Origin of the sequence: Streptomyces sp. AN091965, assembly GCF_022698285.1 — a bacterium.
In the GTDB taxonomy this organism is placed as follows: domain Bacteria; phylum Actinomycetota; class Actinomycetes; order Streptomycetales; family Streptomycetaceae; genus Streptomyces.
The window spans coordinates 3,316,950-3,335,210 of record NZ_JALDMY010000001.1 but is presented as its reverse complement, the minus strand read 5'-3'; the positions used below and the strand labels follow the sequence as shown (position 1 = coordinate 3,335,210).

Below are 18,261 nucleotides of genomic sequence, written 5' to 3'. Positions count from 1 at the left end.
CCGACGCGGGGCCCGGGGCTCAGCCCGCGCCCTGGCCCCGCTCCTCGCGGATCCGCGCGACCACCCGGGCCGCCGTCGCGCGCACGGCCTCCATCTCGGTCAGGAACTGCCAGTAGTCGGGGTGGCGGCCCTCCAGGGCCTCCACCGCGCGGTCCAGGCGGGCCACGGACTCGTCCAGCGGGCGGGCGTCCCGCGGGTCGGGGCGCTGGCGGCCCGCCATGGCCAGGCGCTGGGCGTCCCGGACCGCGAACCGGGTGCGCTCGATCTCCGCCTGCGGGTCCTTGGAGACCTCGTTGAGGCGCCGCAGCCGCTCACCGGCGGCGGACACCGCCTCGTCGGTGGAGTTGAGCAGGGCCCGCACGGTCGACAGGCGCGCCGTCGCGTCCGGCCACCGCTGCTCCTCGCGGGCCCGCTGGGCCTCCGCCAGCTTGGCCTCGGCCTGCCGTACGTTCTCCTCGGCCTGCTCGGGGACGCGCTGGAGGTCCTGCCAGCAGGCCGCGGTGAAGCGGCGGCGCAGCTCGCTGAGGACCGGCTCGACCTGCTCGCTGCGGGTGGTCAGGGCCTGGGCGCGGGTGCGCAGCGACACCAGGCGCCGGTCGATCTCGCGGGCCCGCTCGGGCAGCCGCTCCGCCTCCGCGCGGACGGCCTCCCCGTCGCGTACGACGCGGTCGGCGCGCTGCAGCGTGTCGGCGACGCCGTGCTGCCCCGCGCCCTGGTTGAGCTTGGTCAGCTCGGGCGCGAGCGCGGCGAGCCGCCCCGCGAGGCCGTCGGCCTTCAGGCCCGCGCCGCGCACCGCGTCCAGGGCGTTGCTCGCGGCGAGGAGCGTCTGGCGGGCCCGCTCCACGGCCGGGGCGAGCCGGGCGAGCTGCGTCTCCGCCTTGTCGAGCAGCGGCCCGAGCCCCTGCGAGAAGCGGTCCAGGTCCTGCTTGGTCCTGCCGAGCGCGTCCTTGGCCGCCGTCAGCTCGGTGCGCGCCCGGGTCGCGGCGGACGTCTCCAGGTCGTCCCGGTCCAGGTCGTGCGCGTCGACCGCGGTGATGTACTGGTGGCTGACCTCGTCGATGCGCTGCCCGAACGCCTCGAAGTCGGCGGCCGCCCGCCGCGCGGCGGGCGAGGAGTCCACCGCCACGATCGTCTCGATGGAGATCCGCAGGTCCCGCTGCGCGGTGTCCAACTCGTAGAACGCGGCCGCCGCCGCGTCCTTGGCCGCCTGCGCCTCGGCCCGCGCCCCTTCCCCCCGCCCACCGAACCACCGCCGCGTCCCGCCTCCGGCGAAGGCCCCGGGCAGCACGGCGACGACAAGGGGCACCAGGGCGAGCGTCAACGAGCCCCGAAGGGGCGCGGGACGGGACACTCTGCGGCTCCGCCGCGTGGGCGCGACAGGCCACGGCGGACCCGCAGATTTTCGTACGGGCGACACGAGACGGCGCACACCGCCGAAGGCGGAAGGGGCCACCGGCACCGAGGGACAGGCACAGGAGGCCGTGCCACACCTGTGTGGCTGCGATGGTGTCGCCGTCACTGTCCCTCTCCCGTGCTGTCGTCCGCCCTGCCAGGCCGGTGTCACATTCTCCCACCGGTGGAGGACGAACACACGGGGTGGTCAGTTCGCCGCGCGCACCGTGATGTGGCCGTCGACGCTGCGTACCGACACCCGGTGCGGGCTGTCGTCGGCGCGCGGCACGGACACGTCGACGCCGCCGTCCACGCTGTCGGTGTCCACGCGGTACCGGGCGTCGGGCAGGGTGACGGTCACGGACCCGTCCGTGCTCCGCGCCCGCACCCGGTCCGGTACGGCGCCGAGTTCGAGCCACACGGAACCGTCCCGGGAGCGGGCGCTGACCTGCTTCGACGTGACGCCGTCGGTCCGCACCGACCCGTCGGCGCTGCTCAGGTCCAGCGGCCCGCTGGAGTTCCGCACGGTCACGCTGCCGTCGGCCGTGCGCACCTTCAGGGGCTCGCGGAAGCCGCTGGCGGTGACCTGGCCGTCGCGGTTCAGGATGGTCACGGCGACGCCGCGCGGGACGACGACGCGGTGCTTGGCGGAGCAATTGCTGATCACCCCGCTGCACTTCACGCGGAACGTCAGCTTGTCGCCCTCGGCGCTCTGCTCCCACGTGACCTTGGGGCTGTTGCCGAGCACGGTGCGCCCGTCGAACCAGCGCGTGACCCGGACGTCCTTCACGTGGTCCGACACGACGACGTCCAGGGCGGAGTCGTCGGAGTCGAGGGTCAGCGTCCGTCCGGGCAGGCTGAACGCCCGCCGGTCCGGCGTCTTGTCGTCCTCGGCGCTCGCCCCGCAGGCGGCGACGAGCCCGCAGACGGCCACCGTGGTGCCGACACCGGCGAGGATCCGCGCGCTCCGCGGCCCCAGCGGACCCCGGCGGCGGCTGTGGGCGGTGGTCATGACGTTCTCTCCCCTGGAAGCCCCCTCGCGACCCCTGCCGCGAGCTCACATCCGACCGTAGGGAGCGGGGCGCGCCCGGGGGATCCGGGCCGCTACCGGATCCGGGGTGGGGATATCCCCCGGGCCGGTCGGGGGCCCGCTACGGGTTTGCGGTCCACCGCCACCGGCAAGGTAGGCTGTCCACTCGTCCCGGGCGCGTAGCTCAGGGGTAGAGCGTCGCCCTTACAAGGCGAATGTCGGCGGTTCGAAACCGTCCGCGCCCACCGGGTTCAGCATCACACCGTCGGCCTCTCGGAGAGATCCTCACGATCCCCGGGGGGCCGTCGGCTTGTTCGCGTTCAGGACGGTCTCCGCGTTCTTCAGGGCGCGGGCGCGGAGTTGGCGCCACTGGGTGAGCTCCGTGCGGTGGCCGGCGCGGACTTCGGCGAGCGGTCGGTCGGCGTGGGCGGCTTCCGGCTTGAGGTTGTTCACCACCGTCGAGACGCGGAACCAGCGCTTCTGGTCGCCGTACAGGGTGCGCTGGGCCGCGGCCAGGCAGCCGTCGGTGTGCGCGCCCACCGAGTGGCCCGTGGGCAGGGTCAGGGAGAGCTCCGTGCGGCCGGTGCCGAACAGGGCGGCGGCCACGCGCTGCCGCTCGGCGGCGGGCGGCGGGCGCTCGCCCGGGCGGGGCGGGGTGAAGCCCCGGTGGCGCAGACAGCCGTCGGTGAGCCGCTGCTGCGCCGCCTTGATGACGTCGTCCGGGTTCGGCGCGGGCGGACGCGGCGCGGGCGACGAGCACCCCGCCGCGAGGGCGCCCGCCAGGAGCACGGGCAGGGGGACGAGGGCGCGCAGGCGCATGGGGGCTCCCGGGGTGGGCTCGGCACGGTGCGTGCGCAGACTCCCCGGTGGCGGGGCGGGTAAGCATCGCTTCACCCGCGACGGTGAGTAGTCCTACCGGTTCCGGTGGCACGTCGGGGCCGCGGGGCCAGGGCCTGTCCGCCGCGTCGGCGCGGCGTCGCACCTGACAGGCCCTAGGTGCGGCGTGCCTGCTTCGACGGGTGCGTACGGCGGTACCTGCGGTCCCAGCGCTCCTGGCGGGACCGGCGGATGCGGTAGTCGCGGTACGTGGCGGGGGCGCTCGGCCCGCCCTTGCCGCCGGTGCCCGCGCTCCCGGCTCCGGTCAAGCCGCCCTTGACCGCGGCGCGGTCGTGGCGGCGGATCAGGAAGTACGCGATCCCCGCGGCGAGCAGCCACAGCAGGGGCTGGTTGAAGCCGAGGGCGATCAGGACGAGCAGCAGGGCGATGGTCAGGACGATCATGGATGTACCTCCGCAGGCTGGACGCGGGGGCTGGGCGTGACCTTCAGGGACGGGGCGGGCCCGCGCCGCGCGAAGCGGGGGCGGCTCCGGAGCGCGAACCGCGGAGCGGCGGGTCGTACACGGGCTCGTTCGGGCCTTCGTACGGCGGAGTCAACGCCCGCCGTCGGTGCCTGTCAATGCTCTCGGGGCTTCCGGAAGGCCGCCGCTCACGGCTCCTTGGGCTCCGTCCGGGTATCCACCGACGCCGGTGCCGAAACCTGCGAGGGGCACAGGGTTCTCGTCGGGGGCCGGGACGCGCGAAGCTGGAGGCATGTGCCGCAGCATCAAGACGCTTCGCCCGCCCGCGCTCCCCGAGGAGGCCACCGAGGACGAGATCCGGGCGGCCGCGCTTCAGTACGTACGCAAGGTGTCCGGGTTCCGGGCGCCCGCCGCGCACAACCAGGAGGTGTTCGACCGGGCCGTGGACGCGGTCGCGGCGGCCACGGCCGAGCTGCTCGACGGCCTTGAGGTCCGGGGCGCCCGCGAGGCCCGGTCCTGAGCGCCCGACGGGCTTCCCTAGGCGCCGGACGGACTTGAGTTCGCCGCGGGGCGGCGGACCAGGTAGGCCGCGCCCGCGCCCGCCGCGGCGAGGGCCAGGACGGAGACGCCGGTGGCCAGCCAGGTCGCGCCGAGCCACTGGCCGCCGAAGTAGCCGAGGCCCACGCTGTAGCCGGCCCAGGCCACGCCCGCGAGGGCCGACCAGGGCAGGAAGTCGCGCTTGCGGCGGTGCGCGGCGCCCGCGCCGAGGGAGACGATGGAGCGCCCGGCGGGGGCGAAGCGCGCGATGACGACGAGGACGCCGCCGCCCCGCGAGAGGGCCGTGCCGAGTCGCTCCTGCGCGCTGGTCAGGCGCCGGGAGCGGGCGATGGCCCGGTCGAGGCGCTCCCCGCCGCGCCAGGCGATGCGGTAGGCGACGAGGTCGCCGAGCACGGACGCGGTCGCGGCGCACAGCATCAGAAGCAGGATGTCCGGCACGTCGTGCGGCACCCGCCCCGTGCCGGTGCCCGCAGCGGCCGCGGCCGTGGCCGCGGTGATGACGAGGACACCGCTGGGCAGCAGCGGCAGGAACACGTCGAACAGGACGGAGAGGGCCACGACCGCGTAGATCCACGGACTGGCGGTCAGCGCCCCCACACTCTCAAACACCCGAATCTCCCCGTAACTCCCCGGTCGGCAACTCATCGCCGCGATTTCTCGGGGAGCGGCGGGTGGCGGCCTGACGACAGCTGTACAGCGTACGCCGCGGGATCGCCCAGAGATCCACTGGGGGCTCAGTTGTTCGCTACGTCACGTTCATCAGGGGGTCGGCTCGTTCACCCGGCGGGCCGCGCGGCCGCGGCGTACGGTGGTGGGCGGCCCGTACGAACAGTGACAGAGCGCCCCAAAGGGGCCTGACCTGGCGATACGAGGAGCTTGCCATGGTGGCAGGAGTGTTTGCCTCGGCTGTTGCGGCGGCTGTGCTCGCCGCGGCCGGAGCCGTCGGAAGCGGCACGGCGGACCGGGTGGAGAGTGGTGCGACGGACCGGGTGGAGAGCGGCGCGACCGACCGTGCGGGAAGTCGCACGTCGGACCGTGTGGAAGTCCGCGCGGAGGCGCGGTTCGCACCGCCGACGGCCTTCGTGCCGTCCGCCGCGATCACGTACGAGCAGCAGCTCGTCCCCGCGGCCTCCTGGATCGAGGTGACGCAGCGCAGCGATCAGATCGGCACGCGTGTCTCCCTGCGCGTGAAGGGCCTGCAGCCGGGCCACGCGTACGGCGTGCACGTGCACCAGAAGCCGTGCGGCGCGGACCCGGCGGCGGCGGGACCGCACTACCAGAACGAGCCGGGTCCCATGAATCCGGAGAACGAGGTATGGCTGGACTTCACCGCTGCCAAGGACGGTTCCGGCAAGGCGTCCGCCGTCCACAACTGGGGCTTCCGGCGCGGCGAGGCCGCGGCGGTCGTGCTGCACCGGGAGCAGGGCGGCGCGGGTGAGCGGCTCGCGTGCTTCAGCGTGCCGTTCGCACCGCCCCCGGCGGGCTAGGGCTCCGGCCCTGCCGTCCGCGCATGACGGTGCCCCCGTTCCGTACCCGTGAACCGGTACGGAACGGGGGCACCGTTCGCGCGTGGGGGCGCGGTCAGGCCGCGATGGGGGTGCGGTCGGAGCCCGCTCCGGCCTTCTGCTCGCTGCGGGCCGCCGCGATGAGGCGGTCGACGCCGAACGCCCCGGAGCCGGTGAAGACCAGGAGCAGCATGGCCCAGCAGAACATCGCCGAGGCCTCTCCCGCGTTCTCTATCGGCCACAGGGCCTCGGGCTGGTGGACCTTGAAGTAGGCGTACGCCATCGAGCCGGACGAGAGGAACGCCGCCGCGCGGGTGCCGAGGCCGAGGGCGACGAGGGCGCCGCCGACGAGCTGGATGACGGCCGCGTACCAGCCGGGCCAGGTGCCCGCGTCGATGGTGGCGCCGTTGCCGTCGGTGCCGCCGAAGGCTCCGAAGAGCGAGGCGGCGCCGTGGCAGAAGAAGAGCAGGCCGACGACGATGCGGAAGAGGCCGAGGGCATAGGGCTGGGCGCTGTTCAGCCGCTCAGTCATGGTGGGGGACTCCTTCGGTCTTGTTCGGTTGGGGACGTGAACCGATCGCGAAGCCTCAAGATTAGGTGGGCCTAAGTAGTACTTGCAACTTCAACATCTGAGTCTTTTATGAGAATCACCTGTATTCGGCCGTCTCGTTCTTCCCTTCCCTCCCTGCTCGTACGGGGTGCGGCCGGTTCCGGGGGCAACTCCGCGCTCGCTCATGAGGTGTTGGTCTGTACCAAGTCGGGGGTCTGGACCAAGTCTGGAGCCTGGGGAGTGCCGGGGGCCAGAGTCGTGCCGGGGAAAGCTGTCACGGCCCGCAGCGCGGCACGCGCCACCGCGTCCGCGTCCGAGAGCGTCACCGAGTCCACGCCCGGCCGCGCCCCGGCCGCCGTCACCCAGTGCACGCCCTCCGTGGGCACCCCGAACGCGAACCGCCGTGGGTGCGCCCGCCCTTGACGGTCGATCAGGTGATAGGGGCGCCCGGTCACGTCGAGGCCGCCCGTCTCGTGGTCGTCGACGGTGTGCGGGCGGCACTGCCCGGTCCGCAGCAGGCCCGCGAGCAGCGCGTCCCCGGTGCGCCGCAGGTCCGGCTCCGGGAGCCGCGCCTCCACGAGGGCCGTCACCCGCACCTCGGAGCCCGGCACGTCCGGCGAGCGCGCGACGAACGCCCCGTCCCGCGCCCGCACGTCCAGGCGCGGCCCGAGCACCTCGACCACGCCCGCCTCGATCAGCGCCGTCAGCTCCTCCGTGCGGCGCCGGGGCGGGCCGATCGACAGGAAGGCGTTCAGCGGGGTGTACCAGGCGTCCAGGTGGTCGCGGCGCGAGCGGCCCGTGATGCCGCCGTGGTCCACGGCGAGCCGCAGCTCGTTGCGCAGGTCACGCAGCACGTCGAGGGCCGACTTCAGCGGGCCCGCGACATTGCCGAGCGCGGCCTGGGCCGCGTCCTCGCGCAGCCGGGCGAGCAGCCAGGCGCGGAACTCCTCCGGCGAGCCGAAGACCTGCCCCGCGCACGGCCGGGCGAGCCGGTCCCAGGACCAGCGGTCGGCCTCCGCTATCCCGAACGCGTCCAGGAGCAGGGGCTCTTCGGGCCCCCGGTGGGGGAGGTCGAGGAAGCGGTCGCGGAAGTCCCGCGCCCGCCCGGGTGTGCCACGGGCGCTCAGCAGCGCCCCGTAGTAGACCGTCTCCACCTCCTTCGCCACCAGCGGCCAGACCTCGGCGAGGAAGTCCGGCGCGTCCCCGCTGTCCGCGCGCTTGCGGAAGCGGGCGATCGCGTCGGCGGTGAGCAGGGCGGGCTCGTGCCGTCCGTAGAGGCCCTTCGCGTTGTCGCCGCGGGCGTGGTACGGCACGCCGCGCCGCGAACCGGCGTACAGGCGCGGCTCGTTGCCCGACGGTACGTAGCGCGGCGGGCGGCCCGGGGTGCGGACGAAGCGGCCGCCGCGGCCCTCGGTCAGGAGCGTCACGTGGTCGAAGAAGTTCAGGCCGAGCCCGCGCAGGAGCACGGGAGCGCCGGGGGCGAGGGCGGAGAGGTCGACGTCGGCCGGGTTGGCGGGCCGGACGTGACACAGGCCGTGGCGGGCGGCGTACTCCGAGAGGCCGGTCGGCGCGGCGTCCGGCGCGGCGGGCAGATGGCCCTGGGCGAGCACCACGGCCGACAGGCCGGTCAGGGTGCGGGAGTCGTCGAGCACGAGGGTCTGGAGGCCGTCGGCCGTCTCGGTCAGACGGGTCGCGCGGGCCGCGTGGGCGACGACGCGGACCGCGTCCGGGGCCGTGCGCAGCGTCCGGGCGAACACCCACTCCAGATAGCGGCCGTACGCGGCGCGCGTCGGATAGTCGTCCGGGCCGAGCCCGGGTATGTGCCCGTCCCCCGCCCACTCGTACAGGCTCGGCCCCGGTCTGACCGGCCCCGCGCAGTCGACGCTCGCGTCGGTGAACAGGGTCACCTGGGAGGCGACGGTGTTCATCAGGAGCTCGGGCGCCTGGTCGGTGCGCCAGACCCGGCCGGGGCCCGGGGGCGCCGGGTCGACCACGTGGACGGTGACCCGCGTGCCCGGGGCGAGCAGTTCGGCGGCCGAGGCGCAGAGGCGTTCCAGGACGCTGGTGCCGCGGGGGCCCGCCCCTACGACGGCCAGGGCGGGGGTGAGGGGTGCGAGGGACAAACGGGGGCTCCCTTTGCGGTGACGGCGGATGCGGCGGATGCGGCGGTCGTGGTGCGTGGGGAAGCGGACCGTCCGCATCATGCCTCGCGGCGCGCCCCGGGCCCGCCCCTTTCCCGAAACTGGGCACTCCGCCCCCGGGCCCCGCCCTAGAGCCGCCGGGTCGCCGTGGCCGTCAGGCCCCCGGTGCGCCGGGCCTGGTCCAGGCGGAGCTCCGCGGCGCGGCCCCGCATCGTCAGGGTCATGAGCTGGTTGCCGAACCAGGGGCCACCCGTCCTGCGCCAGCTCACCTCGGAGCGGGCCAGTCTGCCGTGGCGGGCGAAGAGGCGGCCGAGGGCGCGCCCCGCGCGGCTCCAGCCGAAGCGGAAGCCGACGCGTATCGAGGCGGGGATGGAGTTGTGCACGGGCGAGCAGGTGAGTTGCAGGACCCGCGCGGCGGGCGCCGAGCCGCGCGGCCAGGCGGGTTCGGCGACGTAGGCGTGGTGGACGTCGCCGGACAGGACGAGGACGGTCGCCGGGGCGTCCGGGCCCGTGCCCGCCTCGGCTATCAGATCGGTGAGCGCGGCGAAGGAGTCGGGGAACGCCGCCCAGTGCTCCAGGTCCGCGCGCCGCCGCAGGTCCTCGCCGAAGCGGGCCCAGCGCGCGCCGCGCTCGCCGCGGCACAGCGCGGCGTTCCACCCCTCGGCGTCGTGGATGAGGTGCGGGAGCAGCCAGGGCAGCGAGGTGCCGATCAGGAGGTGGTCGTAACCCCCGTCGAGGGCCTGCTCGCGCAGCCAGCGCGCCTCGTCGGCGTCGAGCATGGCCCGCCGGTCCTCGTCGAGGACGCGGGCGGCGCGGGTGTCGACCATGAGCAGGCGCACGCGGCCGAAGTCGCGGCGGTAGCTCCACCGGGCGGCCTTGGGGTCGGCGTCGGCGCGGGCCGCGAAGGCGCTCAGCGCGTCCGTGCCGTCGGGCGTCGCGCGCACCGCCGCGTACAGCTCGTCGCGGTCGAGTTCGGCGGGCGGCAGATTGCCCAGGTGCTGGTACACCCAGTACGACATCAGGCCGCTGCGGACGCGCTCGGCCCACCAGGGCGTGGCCCGCATGTCGGCGAGCCAGGAGGCGCTGGTGTTCCAGTCGTCGATGACGTCGTGGTCGTCGAAGACCATGCAGCTCGGCACGGTGGAGAGCAGCCAGCGCACCTCGGGGTCGAGCCAGGACTCGTAGTAGAGGTGGGTGTACTCCTCATAGTCCGCGACCTGGTCGCCCGGGGGCTCGGACAGGTCACGGCGTGCGGCGAGCCAGCGGCGCGTGGCCCCGGAGACCTCGTCCGCGTAGACCTGGTCCCCGAGGAGCAGCAGGACGTCCGGGCGCTCGGCGGCCGGGTCGGCGGCGATGCGTGCGGCGAGGGCGTCCAGGGCGTCCGGGCCGACGGGGTCGTGCTCACCCGCGGGCGGCGCGGCCCAGCGGCAGGAGCCGAAGGTGACGCGGACGGCCTCCGGCTCGTCCGGCGGCGTCCGCACGGTGCTGGGAGGGAACGGGCTCTCGGGCAGCGGCCAGACGGCGCCCCCGTCGAGCGTCACCTCGTACGCGGTCTCCGTGCCGGGGCGCAGTCCGGTCACCGGGACGAGCGCGTAGTGGTGCCCGGCGATCTGGAACGTGCGGGCCGAGCCGCCCGCGCCGTCCGCGCACCGCACCTCGGCGGTGCAGGGCCGGTCGGCCTCGACCCACACGGTCGCGCTCCGCCCGTCGACGTGTCTCAGCAGAGGGCCCAGACGCAGCCGTGCCACAGTGATCACTCTCCTCCGTCGCCCCGTACGGTACGGAACGACGGAGGCGGGCGGGACGGTTCCGGCGATCTGCCGGTCAGCAGCCGTTCAGGATCGAGGCCAGCTTGCTCTTCTCGGCCGGGTCGACGCTCAGGTTGTAGTGCTGCTTCACGTCCACCCACATGCGCGCGTAGAAGCAGTGGTAGGAGGCGGCCGGCGGCAGCCACTCCGCCGGGTCCTTGTCGCCCTTGGCCTGGTTGACGTTGTCGGTCACCGCGATGAGCTGGGGCTGGCCCAGGTCGTTGGCGAAGGCCTGGCGCTGGGACTGGGTCCAGGCGTTGGCGCCGGACTTCCAGGCCTCGGACAGCGGCACCACGTGGTCGATGTCGAGGTCGGAGGCCTGGGTCCAGGTGGCGTCGTCGTACGCGGACTTCCAGGTGCCGGAGACGGCGGCACAGCTGCCGTCCTGCTGGACGTTCTCGCCGTCGCGCTTGAGGACGACCTCGCGGGTGTTGCAGGCCCCGGACTGGGTGATCCAGTGCGGGAACTTGGACCGGCTGTAGCCGTCGGACGAGCCCTCGGCGCGCTCGGTGAGCTGGCCGAGGTAGGTGCGGGCGGTGGCGGCGCTGACCGGCGCGGGCGGCGCGGCCTGGGCGGGGGAGCCGGACAGGAGGGTGGCGGCACTGGCGAGGGCGGCGGCGCCGGCGAGGGCCGCGAGGCGGCGACGCGCGTAGATTCCGGGCATGCGAACTCCCTTGAGGTGGGGGGATGTTGACCACTCGGGCGTGGACAGGCTGACGGTGTGGGGTGGCCAGCAGGTGTGCGCGCGGTGACAGGGTCGCGTCAAAAGGGTGGCCGGGGCAAGGGGTTCGCCGGTATGTCACGGCTTGTCATATGTGCGCGGGGCCAAGGGGGTTGCGCGGAAGTGACCTGGCTCACCCCGCGCGGCGCCGGGAGCCGGACCAAAGTCCCTGTTCACGGGCCTGGAGGGATCGCGTAGCATGGCCGGTGCAGAAGGGGAGTAGCTCTTCGCCGGACCGTCGACACACTGCTCAGCGCAAGCTGGGCCGGCGCCCGGAGGCGGCCCACCCGGTGGGCGGCCAGCGAGACCTTCGGCAAGCAGTGCCCCGCGCACACATCCGTGTGCGCCGCTGTGCGCTGCCGTGCCGAGGTGTCGTACGCGAAGGCTGCTGCGAAGCTCTCGGCGGGGTGGCCCGACCGATTGAGGAACCTTGATCAGCTTGAGTGTGACGGCGCTCGTCTTCGGCGTCGTCTTCCTTGCCGAACTGCCCGACAAGACCGCGCTCGCCGGTCTCGTGCTCGGCACCCGCTACCGCGCGAGCTACGTCTTCGCGGGCGTGGCCGCCGCGTTCACCGTGCACGTCGTGCTCGCCGTGGCCGCGGGCAGCGTCCTCACCCTCGCCCCGCAGCGCCTGGTGCACGCGATCACCGGCCTGCTGTTCCTCGGCGGCGCCGCGATGCTGCTCCTGAAGAAGGGCGATGACGACGACGAGGTCAAGGCGCCCAAGGACCAGAGCTTCTGGCGGGTCTCCGGGGCGGGCTTCATGCTCATCCTGGTCGCGGAGTTCGGCGACCTGACGCAGATCATGACGGCGAACCTGGCCGCACGCTACGACGACCCGCTGTCGGTCGGCATCGGCGCGGTCCTCGCCCTCTGGGCGGTCGCCGGGCTCGGCATCGTCGGCGGCAAGGCGCTGATGAAGCGGGTGCCGCTGGCCCTCATCACCAAGATCGCGGCACTCCTGATGCTGGCGCTCGGGCTGTGGAGCCTCTACGAGGCCGTGGCTTGAGGCGGCCGTGGTGCGGAAGCGGTGGATGTCCCCGGGTGGGGCCGCTGGCAGGGGGTCTGACCTGCGTTGTTGCCGCTTGCTGGACTTGTTTTGTACCGTGAAGAAACAAAGTGGCTCCGCCCGTACTCCCTGACCGGCGGGCGGGGTCGCCTTGTTCCCGTCGACCTTCTCTCGACCTCCCGAGCTCCTCTCGACGCGTGTGCGGGTTCCCTTCGCCTTTGGAGTACGCCGATGACGGCCGTGACCGAACTGACCGCCCGAGCCCTCCTCCTCGACATGGACGGGACCCTCGTCAACTCCGACGCCGTCGTGGAGCGCTGCTGGCGCGACTGGGCGGCCCGGCACGGGCTCGACCCGGACGAGGTCATGAAGGTCGTGCACGGCCGCCAGGGGCACGCCTCCATGGCGCTGCTGCTGCCCGACCGGCCCATGGCCGAGAACCACGCGGAGAACCGCGAGATGCTCGCGCGCGAGACCGCCGACCTGGACGGCGTCGTGCCCGTGCCCGGCGCCCCCGCCTTCATGGCCTCCCTCGCCGGGCTCCCGCACGCCCTGGTGACCTCCGCCGACGTCGCCCTGTCCACCGGCCGCATGGGCGCGGCGGGGCTTCCCCTGCCCGCGATACGCGTCACCGCCGAGAGCGTCGGCGCCAGCAAGCCGGACCCGGAGGGCTTCCTCAAGGGGGCGGCGGAGCTCGGGATCGCTCCCGAGGACTGTGTCGTCTTCGAGGACTCGGGGGCGGGGATCGCGGCGGGGCGCTCCGCGGGCATGCGGGTCGTCGGGGTCGGCCCCCGGGCGGCCGAGTACGGCCCGACCGTGTGCGTCGACGACCTCACCCAGGTGCGGGTCGCCGCCCTGCCGGGCGGGGGGCTGCGGCTTTCCTTCGGCTCCTTCTGAGTCCTCGTCGGCGCCGCGCCGGTCCCGTCGTCGTTGACCTGCGGGTCCGTTCTGGCTGATCGCGCAGTTCCCCGCGCCCCTCAGGGGGCTCCCCCCCCGCGTCCCGCCTAAGGGGACGCTTCGGTCTCTGCCTCCAAGGATCTGCGGGTCGCCCTGCCGTAGGTGCCGAGGGGGTCCTGGGTGATGCCTCGTGCCCATTGGTAGCGCGCCACCGCCTGGGCCAGCAGGGGGGAGTAGACGCCGTCCGCCGGACCCTCGTACAGCTGTGACCGGCGCAGGCGGTGCTGGAGTTCGGTGACCTCCGGGCCGCGGTCGCCCAGGCGCAGGATGGGGGGAGGGGACGGCGGGAAGGACACCGTGCCGGTGGCGCGGGCCGTCGTGCGCGTCGGGGACGTGGCGGGCGCGTGCAGGGGTCGCAGGGAGGGCGATGCCGATGACGTCGGGGACGCGGAGGGCGAGGGCCGCTCGCGGCTCGGCGCCGGAGTCGGCGTCGGCCTCGGGGGTGGGCTGGTGACGGGCTCGGCCGACACGCGCGCGGCCGGTTCCTCCGGCGGCGGGTCGTCGTCGGTGCTGGCCGTGGTGTCCGGCAGCGCCCGGTCGGAGCCGCCGCCACCGCCCCCGGAGAACATGCCGGTGGCGAACACGGCCGCCGAGGCGAACAGGGCCCCCGCCCCCGCGAGCAGCGTCGTACGGCCGCCCCTGCGGGCCCGTCTGTGGGCGGTCCGCACGGCGCCCCGCTCCCCGGCCGCGCGCGACGCCGCGGACCGGGCCACCGGGGGCGGCGGAGCCCACGAGAGGGCCGGAAGCGGCGCCCGCGGCTCCGGCAGCGTCACGTACGGGCGGATCCGCAGCGGATCGAAGTCCTCGGCGGCCGCCGCCTGCGCGGAACGGGTCTCGCGCATCGCGTCCGCCGTCTCGCGCGCACAGCCGCACGCGGGCGCACCACCCGGCGCACGCGATCTGCCGCACCGGGGACAACACGCCCCCACCGGCGTCCCACCAGGCCCTAAGGCAGGCTCCTCGGGCCCCACGGGCCTCCCGTGCTGCTCGCTCACTGGGTGCTCCCCTCGCTCGGCGGCCCCGTAGAGCTCCCCAGGAGTATGCAGCCGTACGACTCAACAGGCCATAACGGGTGACTCGGCTCAGGATGGAGATGAGGAGCACCCGGGGAGGTGGCCATGACGCAGGACGTGAGCGCCCGTCCGTCCGGGCCGGAGCACGGGGCAGGGCCCGGCGAACACGTGCCCGGTGGCGTACTGGTCTCCATCGGCGCGCTGCTGCTCGGCATGCTGCTCGCCGCCCTCGACCAGACCATCGTCTCCACCGCCCTGCCGACGATCGTCAGCGACCTCGGCGGCATGGAGCACCTGTCGTGGGTCGTCACGGCGTATCTGCTCGCCGCCACGGCGGCCACCCCGCTGTGGGGCAAGCTCGGCGACCAGTACGGCCGCAAGAAGCTCTTCCAGACCGCCATCGTGATCTTCCTGGCGGGTTCGGCGCTGTGCGGCGCCGCCCAGAACATGCCCGAGCTGATCGCCTTCCGCGCCCTCCAGGGCCTCGGCGGCGGCGGGCTCATGGTCCTGTCGATGGCGATCGTCGGGGACCTGGTGTCGCCGCGCGACCGCGGCAAGTACCAGGGCCTGTTCGGCGCGGTCTTCGGCGCCACCAGCGTGCTCGGGCCGCTGCTCGGCGGCCTGTTCACCCAGCATCTGAGCTGGCGCTGGGTCTTCTACGTCAATCTGCCCGTCGGCGCGGTCGCGCTCGTCGTGATCGCCACCGCGCTGCGCATCCCGGCCCGCTCGACCCAGCACACCATCGACTACCTCGGCACCTTCCTCATCGCGTCCGTCGCCACCTGCCTGGTGCTCGTCGCCTCGCTCGGCGGCACCACCTGGGGCTGGGGCTCCCCGCAGATCATCGGGCTCGCGGTGCTCGGCGTGGTGCTCGCCGGGTGCTTCGTCGCGGTCGAGCGCAGGGCGGCGGAGCCGGTGCTCCCGCTGCGGCTCTTCCGGGTGCGCACCTTCGCCCTCTCCGCCGTCATCAGCTTCGTCGTCGGCTTCGCGATGTTCGGGGCCATGACGTACCTGCCGACGTTCCTCCAGGTCGTCCAGGGCGTGTCGCCCACCATGTCGGGCGTGCACATGCTGCCGATGGTCATCGGCATGCTGATCTCGTCGACCGCGTCCGGCCAGATCGTCAGCCGCACCGGCCGCTGGAAGGTGTTCCCGATCGCGGGCACCGGCGTCACCGCGCTCGGCCTGCTGCTCCTGCACCAGCTGAGGCCCGACAGCCCGACCTTCGAGATGAGCGCGTACTTCTTCGTCTTCGGCTTCGGGCTCGGCCTCGTCATGCAGGTGCTCGTCCTGATCGTGCAGAACGCCGTGGGCTACGAGGACCTGGGCGTGGCGACCTCCGGCGCGACCTTCTTCCGGTCCATCGGCGCCTCCTTCGGCGTCGCGGTCTTCGGCACGGTCTTCACCCACCGGCTCGGCGACAAGCTCGGCACGGCCCTCGCCGGGCAGCAGCTGCCGCCCGGCGTCGGCGTCGACTCGCTCAAGGCCGATCCGCGCGGCATCGCGGAGCTGCCGCCGGGGCTTCGGCCCGGCGTCGTCGACGCGTACGCGAGCTCGATCACCGACGTCTTCCTGTACGCGGCCCCCGTGGCGCTCGCCGCGTTCGTCCTGGCCTGGTTCCTGCGCGAGGACAAGCTGCGCGGGGCGGTCACCGCGCCCGACCCCACCCAGACGCTCGCCAGCAACCCCGTCCAGCGGTCGTCGTACGACGAGGTGGCGCGGGCCCTGTCGGTCCTCGGGACGCGGGAGGGGCGGCGCGCGGTCTACGAGGACATCACCCGGCGGGCCGGGTACGACCTGCTGCCCGCCGCGAGCTGGCTGCTCCTGCGCATCAGCAGGCACGGGCACGTGGAGCCCGCGACGCTCACCGAGCGCAGCATGGTGCCGCTGACCGTCATCACCCAGGCCGCGCGCCAGCTGGAGGAGCGCCGCCTCGCGGTGCGCGAGGGCCTGGGCCTGCGGCTGGCCCCCGAGGGCGCACAGGCCGCCGCCCGCCTCGCCAGGGCCCGCGAGGACTCCCTCGCGGAGCTCCTCGGCGACTGGTGGGGCCCGGAGCGCCCGACGGACCTGATGCGGCTCGTGGAGGAGCTGGGCGCGGAGATGTGCGGCTCGGACGGCGAGCGCCCGCGGGGCCCCGTGCGGGGAGCTGCGCGGTAGGGCTGCGCCGTTGATCACCTGCGGGTCCGTCGTGGCTGGTCGCGCAGTTCCCCGCGCCCCTTCGGGCGCGCCCCCTAGGCCTGCTTCGGGGCGGCCTGCTGCACGACCTCGAAGGACCAGACCTCGTTGCCCGTCGCGGCGGGCTTCGGGCGGTCGCCGCCGCCCTGGTGGGCCGCCTTCATCGGGCCCTCCATCCACGCCTGGAAGGACGCCTCGTCGCGCCAGCGCGTGTACACCAGGTAGTTGTCCGTCCCCTCGACCGGGCGGAGCAGCTCGAACCACTCGAAGCCGTCCGAGCCCTCGACGGTCCCCGCGCGGGACGCGAAGCGCTTCTCCAGGACCTCGCGCTGCTCGGCGGGCACGTTCAGGACGTTGATCTTCACGATGCTCATGGGGTCATCCTCGCCTACGGCCGCGTCGGGGCGGCGTGAGGCCCCGGTCCCGCCCGGACCGGGGCGCCGGGGTCAGGTGGCGCGCCGTTCGCGCCACTCGCGCGCCACCTCGTCCACGTCGTACGGCCGCAGGCCCAGCGGCGGGCCCGGCGGAGGCGTGCGCAGCGCCTCGCGGATCTTGTCGTTGAGCTCCGTCACCAGGCGCCGGGCCACGCGTTCGGACGGGGCGTCGAGGGCGGCCGCGACGACGTCCTCGGCCTCCTTGCGCAGCGCGAGCGTGGGCGACAGGAAGGACACCCCCTCATGGGCCAACTTCCGCTTGATCCACCACAGTTCGTCGTACGCCGCGGTCGTGTCGTCGGACAGGGGTCGGCCGCGGCCGGGCAGCGCGGCGAAGTCCCCGCGCTCCTCCGCCTCGCGGATCTGCCGGTCGATCCAGGACTCGAAACTCACCCCGGGGGGTTTCCGCTCCGTCATGGATCCATGGTCCCCGAGGCAATCGGCGGCGGCGAGGCTAGGATGCGCGCGAGTGTCCGAAACCATGGGGGTGCGGAGATGCTGGAGCTCACGATGGCCACGGTGTCGGGTGCGGACGCGGGCGCGACCGCGGGCATGACGATGGCGGAGGCCCCCAGCGAGCCGGGCGCGGTGCTCCTGGTCGGCCGCGACGGCAGCGTGTGCCGGCTCGTGCCGCCGCAGGACTGGCTGTTCGTGTCCCGTACGCATCTGGAGTTCCGCTGCGGCCCCGACGGCGTCTGGACCGTCACCTGGCTGCGCGGTTCCCAGCCGAACCCGGCGTCCGAGGTCCGCCTCCTCGCCCACGGCGCGGCGACGCCGCTCGCCTACGGAGGGGCGGCGCCGCTGCCGCGGGGCGGCTCGGGGGAGATCGTGGTGCAGGACCGCTCGGGGCCGCGGAGCGTGAACGTGGGCTTCTACCACGAGGGGTGAGCCCCGGTCCGCCGTGGCTCAGGCCCGCACCCGGGCCAGCGCGAAGCCGTCGTAGCCCTTGTCGCCGACCGTCTGCACCGCCGTGCCGTCGAGGTCGGGGTGGCTCGCGATGAGCTCAAGGGCCTCGCGGGTGCCGAGGATCGACGGGTCGTCCGAGGCGGCGTCGGCGACCCCGCCGCCCCGGACCACGTTGTCCAGGACGATCAGGCCGCCCGGCCGGGTCAGCTTCAGGGACCACTCCAGATAGCGGGCGTTGTTCGCCTTGTCCGCGTCGATGAAGACCAGGTCGAAGGGGGCGGTGCCCTCGGCGTGCAGCGCGGCCAGGGAGTCGAGGGCGGGGCCCGTGCGCACCTCGGCGACCTTGTCCAGACCCGCGTGGGCGAGGTTGGCGCGGGCCACGGCGGCGTGGGCCGGTGCGAACTCCAGGGTGATCAGGCGGCCGTCGTCGGGCAGGGCCCGGGCCAGCCAGATGGTGCTGTAGGCGGCGAGGGTGCCGATCTCCAGGATCCGCCCGGCCGGGACGAGCCGGGCCAGGAGGTGGAGGAGCTTGCCCTGCGTGGGGGTGACGCTGATCGGGGGCAGCCCCGCGGCCTCGGCGGCGTGGCGGGCGTGGGTGAGGGCCTCGTCCTCGGGGACGAGGAGGTCCGTGAAGTAGCTGTCCACGGTGGTCCAGGCGGGGTGGGCCGTCACAGGGGGCTCCTAGGTGCGGGGGTGGCGTGGGCGGTGTGCCCTGCCGGTGGGCTCCCCACTCCCGCCCCACCCCGAAACCACGGCCTCCGGGG

19 protein-coding genes and 1 tRNA gene are annotated in these 18,261 nt (G+C 74.3%); 7 read left to right on the top strand and 13 right to left on the bottom strand.

Features of this window, described 5'->3' with window-relative positions; translation table 11 throughout:
• Positions 1-19 precede the first annotated feature (19 nt).
• Entirely contained in the window at positions 20-1,351 is a 1,332-nt protein-coding gene (locus tag MQV74_RS14055; protein WP_242717571.1) for a hypothetical protein, read from the bottom strand.
• Between the two features lie 249 nt (positions 1,352-1,600).
• Positions 1,601-2,404, bottom strand: a complete 804-nt coding sequence (locus MQV74_RS14050) for a DUF4097 family beta strand repeat-containing protein (RefSeq protein WP_242717569.1) — start codon at positions 2,402-2,404, stop codon at positions 1,601-1,603.
• A 191-nt stretch (positions 2,405-2,595) separates the two neighbouring features.
• On the opposite strand from MQV74_RS14050, the gene MQV74_RS14045 reads away from it, so the two are divergent.
• A tRNA-Val gene (locus tag MQV74_RS14045) sits at positions 2,596-2,667 on the top strand.
• A gap of 40 nt (positions 2,668-2,707) precedes the next feature.
• Here the strand turns inward: MQV74_RS14045 and MQV74_RS14040 are convergent.
• Together MQV74_RS14040 and MQV74_RS14035 are read right to left on the bottom strand one after the other, a co-directional pair.
• Positions 2,708-3,241: a hypothetical protein gene (locus MQV74_RS14040; protein ID WP_242717567.1), complete on the bottom strand. Its 534-nt coding sequence runs from the start codon at positions 3,239-3,241 to the stop codon at positions 2,708-2,710.
• 173 nt (positions 3,242-3,414) lie between these two features.
• Complete coding sequence (locus MQV74_RS14035; RefSeq protein WP_242717565.1) at positions 3,415-3,702, bottom strand: hypothetical protein; 288 nt, start codon at positions 3,700-3,702, stop codon at positions 3,415-3,417.
• A 310-nt stretch (positions 3,703-4,012) separates the two neighbouring features.
• On the opposite strand from MQV74_RS14035, the gene MQV74_RS14030 reads away from it, so the two are divergent.
• Positions 4,013-4,240 carry a DUF2277 domain-containing protein gene (locus tag MQV74_RS14030; RefSeq protein WP_242717563.1) on the top strand — a complete coding sequence of 76 codons (228 nt, stop codon included), beginning with the start codon at positions 4,013-4,015 and terminating at the stop codon, positions 4,238-4,240.
• A 17-nt stretch (positions 4,241-4,257) separates the two neighbouring features.
• Here MQV74_RS14030 and MQV74_RS14025 read toward each other — a convergent pair whose 3' ends face one another.
• Positions 4,258-4,887 carry a DedA family protein gene (locus MQV74_RS14025; protein WP_242717561.1) on the bottom strand — a complete coding sequence of 210 codons (630 nt, stop codon included), beginning with the start codon at positions 4,885-4,887 and terminating at the stop codon, positions 4,258-4,260.
• Between the two features lie 272 nt (positions 4,888-5,159).
• Between MQV74_RS14025 and MQV74_RS14020 the strand changes: the two genes are divergently transcribed.
• Positions 5,160-5,765, top strand: coding sequence for a superoxide dismutase family protein (locus MQV74_RS14020; protein ID WP_242717559.1), 606 nt, complete (start codon positions 5,160-5,162; stop codon positions 5,763-5,765).
• Between the two features lie 94 nt (positions 5,766-5,859).
• Here MQV74_RS14020 and MQV74_RS14015 read toward each other — a convergent pair whose 3' ends face one another.
• The 4 genes from MQV74_RS14015 to MQV74_RS14000 all read right to left on the bottom strand — a co-directional run bounded on the left by MQV74_RS14015 (position 5,860) and on the right by MQV74_RS14000 (position 10,946).
• Entirely contained in the window at positions 5,860-6,315 is a 456-nt protein-coding gene (locus MQV74_RS14015; protein WP_242717557.1) for a DoxX family protein, read from the bottom strand.
• Positions 6,316-6,515: 200 nt separating this feature from the next.
• Positions 6,516-8,456 (bottom strand): FAD/NAD(P)-binding protein, encoded by a 1,941-nt coding sequence (locus MQV74_RS14010; protein WP_242717555.1) that lies wholly within the window; start codon positions 8,454-8,456, stop codon positions 6,516-6,518.
• Positions 8,457-8,602: 146 nt separating this feature from the next.
• The gene (locus MQV74_RS14005) at positions 8,603-10,222 is read right to left on the bottom strand and encodes an alkaline phosphatase D family protein (protein ID WP_242717553.1); all 1,620 of its coding nucleotides are present in this window, start codon (positions 10,220-10,222) and stop codon (positions 8,603-8,605) included.
• A 76-nt stretch (positions 10,223-10,298) separates the two neighbouring features.
• Positions 10,299-10,946 (bottom strand): HNH endonuclease family protein, encoded by a 648-nt coding sequence (locus MQV74_RS14000; protein WP_242717551.1) that lies wholly within the window; start codon positions 10,944-10,946, stop codon positions 10,299-10,301.
• A gap of 487 nt (positions 10,947-11,433) precedes the next feature.
• Between MQV74_RS14000 and MQV74_RS13995 the strand changes: the two genes are divergently transcribed.
• Positions 11,434-12,012, top strand: a complete 579-nt coding sequence (locus MQV74_RS13995) for a TMEM165/GDT1 family protein (RefSeq protein WP_242717549.1) — start codon at positions 11,434-11,436, stop codon at positions 12,010-12,012.
• Between the two features lie 231 nt (positions 12,013-12,243).
• Entirely contained in the window at positions 12,244-12,909 is a 666-nt protein-coding gene (locus MQV74_RS13990; RefSeq protein ID WP_242717547.1) for an HAD family hydrolase, read from the top strand.
• 107 nt (positions 12,910-13,016) lie between these two features.
• Here the strand turns inward: MQV74_RS13990 and MQV74_RS13985 are convergent, their stop codons facing one another.
• The gene (locus MQV74_RS13985; protein WP_242717545.1) at positions 13,017-13,811 is read right to left on the bottom strand and encodes a peptidoglycan-binding domain-containing protein; all 795 of its coding nucleotides are present in this window, start codon (positions 13,809-13,811) and stop codon (positions 13,017-13,019) included.
• Positions 13,812-14,087: 276 nt separating this feature from the next.
• Here MQV74_RS13985 and MQV74_RS13980 point away from each other — a divergent pair, with 276 nt between their 5' ends.
• On the top strand, positions 14,088-16,139 hold the full coding sequence (locus tag MQV74_RS13980; RefSeq protein ID WP_278194145.1) for an MDR family MFS transporter: 2,052 nt from the start codon (positions 14,088-14,090) through the stop codon (positions 16,137-16,139).
• 74 nt (positions 16,140-16,213) lie between these two features.
• On the opposite strand, the gene MQV74_RS13975 is transcribed toward MQV74_RS13980, so the two are convergent.
• Together MQV74_RS13975 and MQV74_RS13970 are read right to left on the bottom strand one after the other, a co-directional pair.
• Positions 16,214-16,531, bottom strand: a complete 318-nt coding sequence (locus tag MQV74_RS13975) for an antibiotic biosynthesis monooxygenase family protein (RefSeq protein WP_242717543.1) — start codon at positions 16,529-16,531, stop codon at positions 16,214-16,216.
• A 72-nt stretch (positions 16,532-16,603) separates the two neighbouring features.
• Positions 16,604-17,008, bottom strand: coding sequence for a J-domain-containing protein (locus MQV74_RS13970; RefSeq protein WP_242717541.1), 405 nt, complete (start codon positions 17,006-17,008; stop codon positions 16,604-16,606).
• A gap of 78 nt (positions 17,009-17,086) precedes the next feature.
• Between MQV74_RS13970 and MQV74_RS13965 the strand changes: the two genes are divergently transcribed.
• A complete protein-coding gene (locus MQV74_RS13965) occupies positions 17,087-17,479 on the top strand; it encodes a hypothetical protein (RefSeq protein WP_172386709.1) in 393 nt (130 codons plus the stop codon).
• Positions 17,480-17,497: 18 nt separating this feature from the next.
• On the opposite strand, the gene MQV74_RS13960 is transcribed toward MQV74_RS13965, so the two are convergent.
• The gene (locus MQV74_RS13960; protein WP_242717539.1) at positions 17,498-18,169 is read right to left on the bottom strand and encodes an O-methyltransferase; all 672 of its coding nucleotides are present in this window, start codon (positions 18,167-18,169) and stop codon (positions 17,498-17,500) included.
• Between the last annotated feature and the right edge of the window lie 92 nt (positions 18,170-18,261).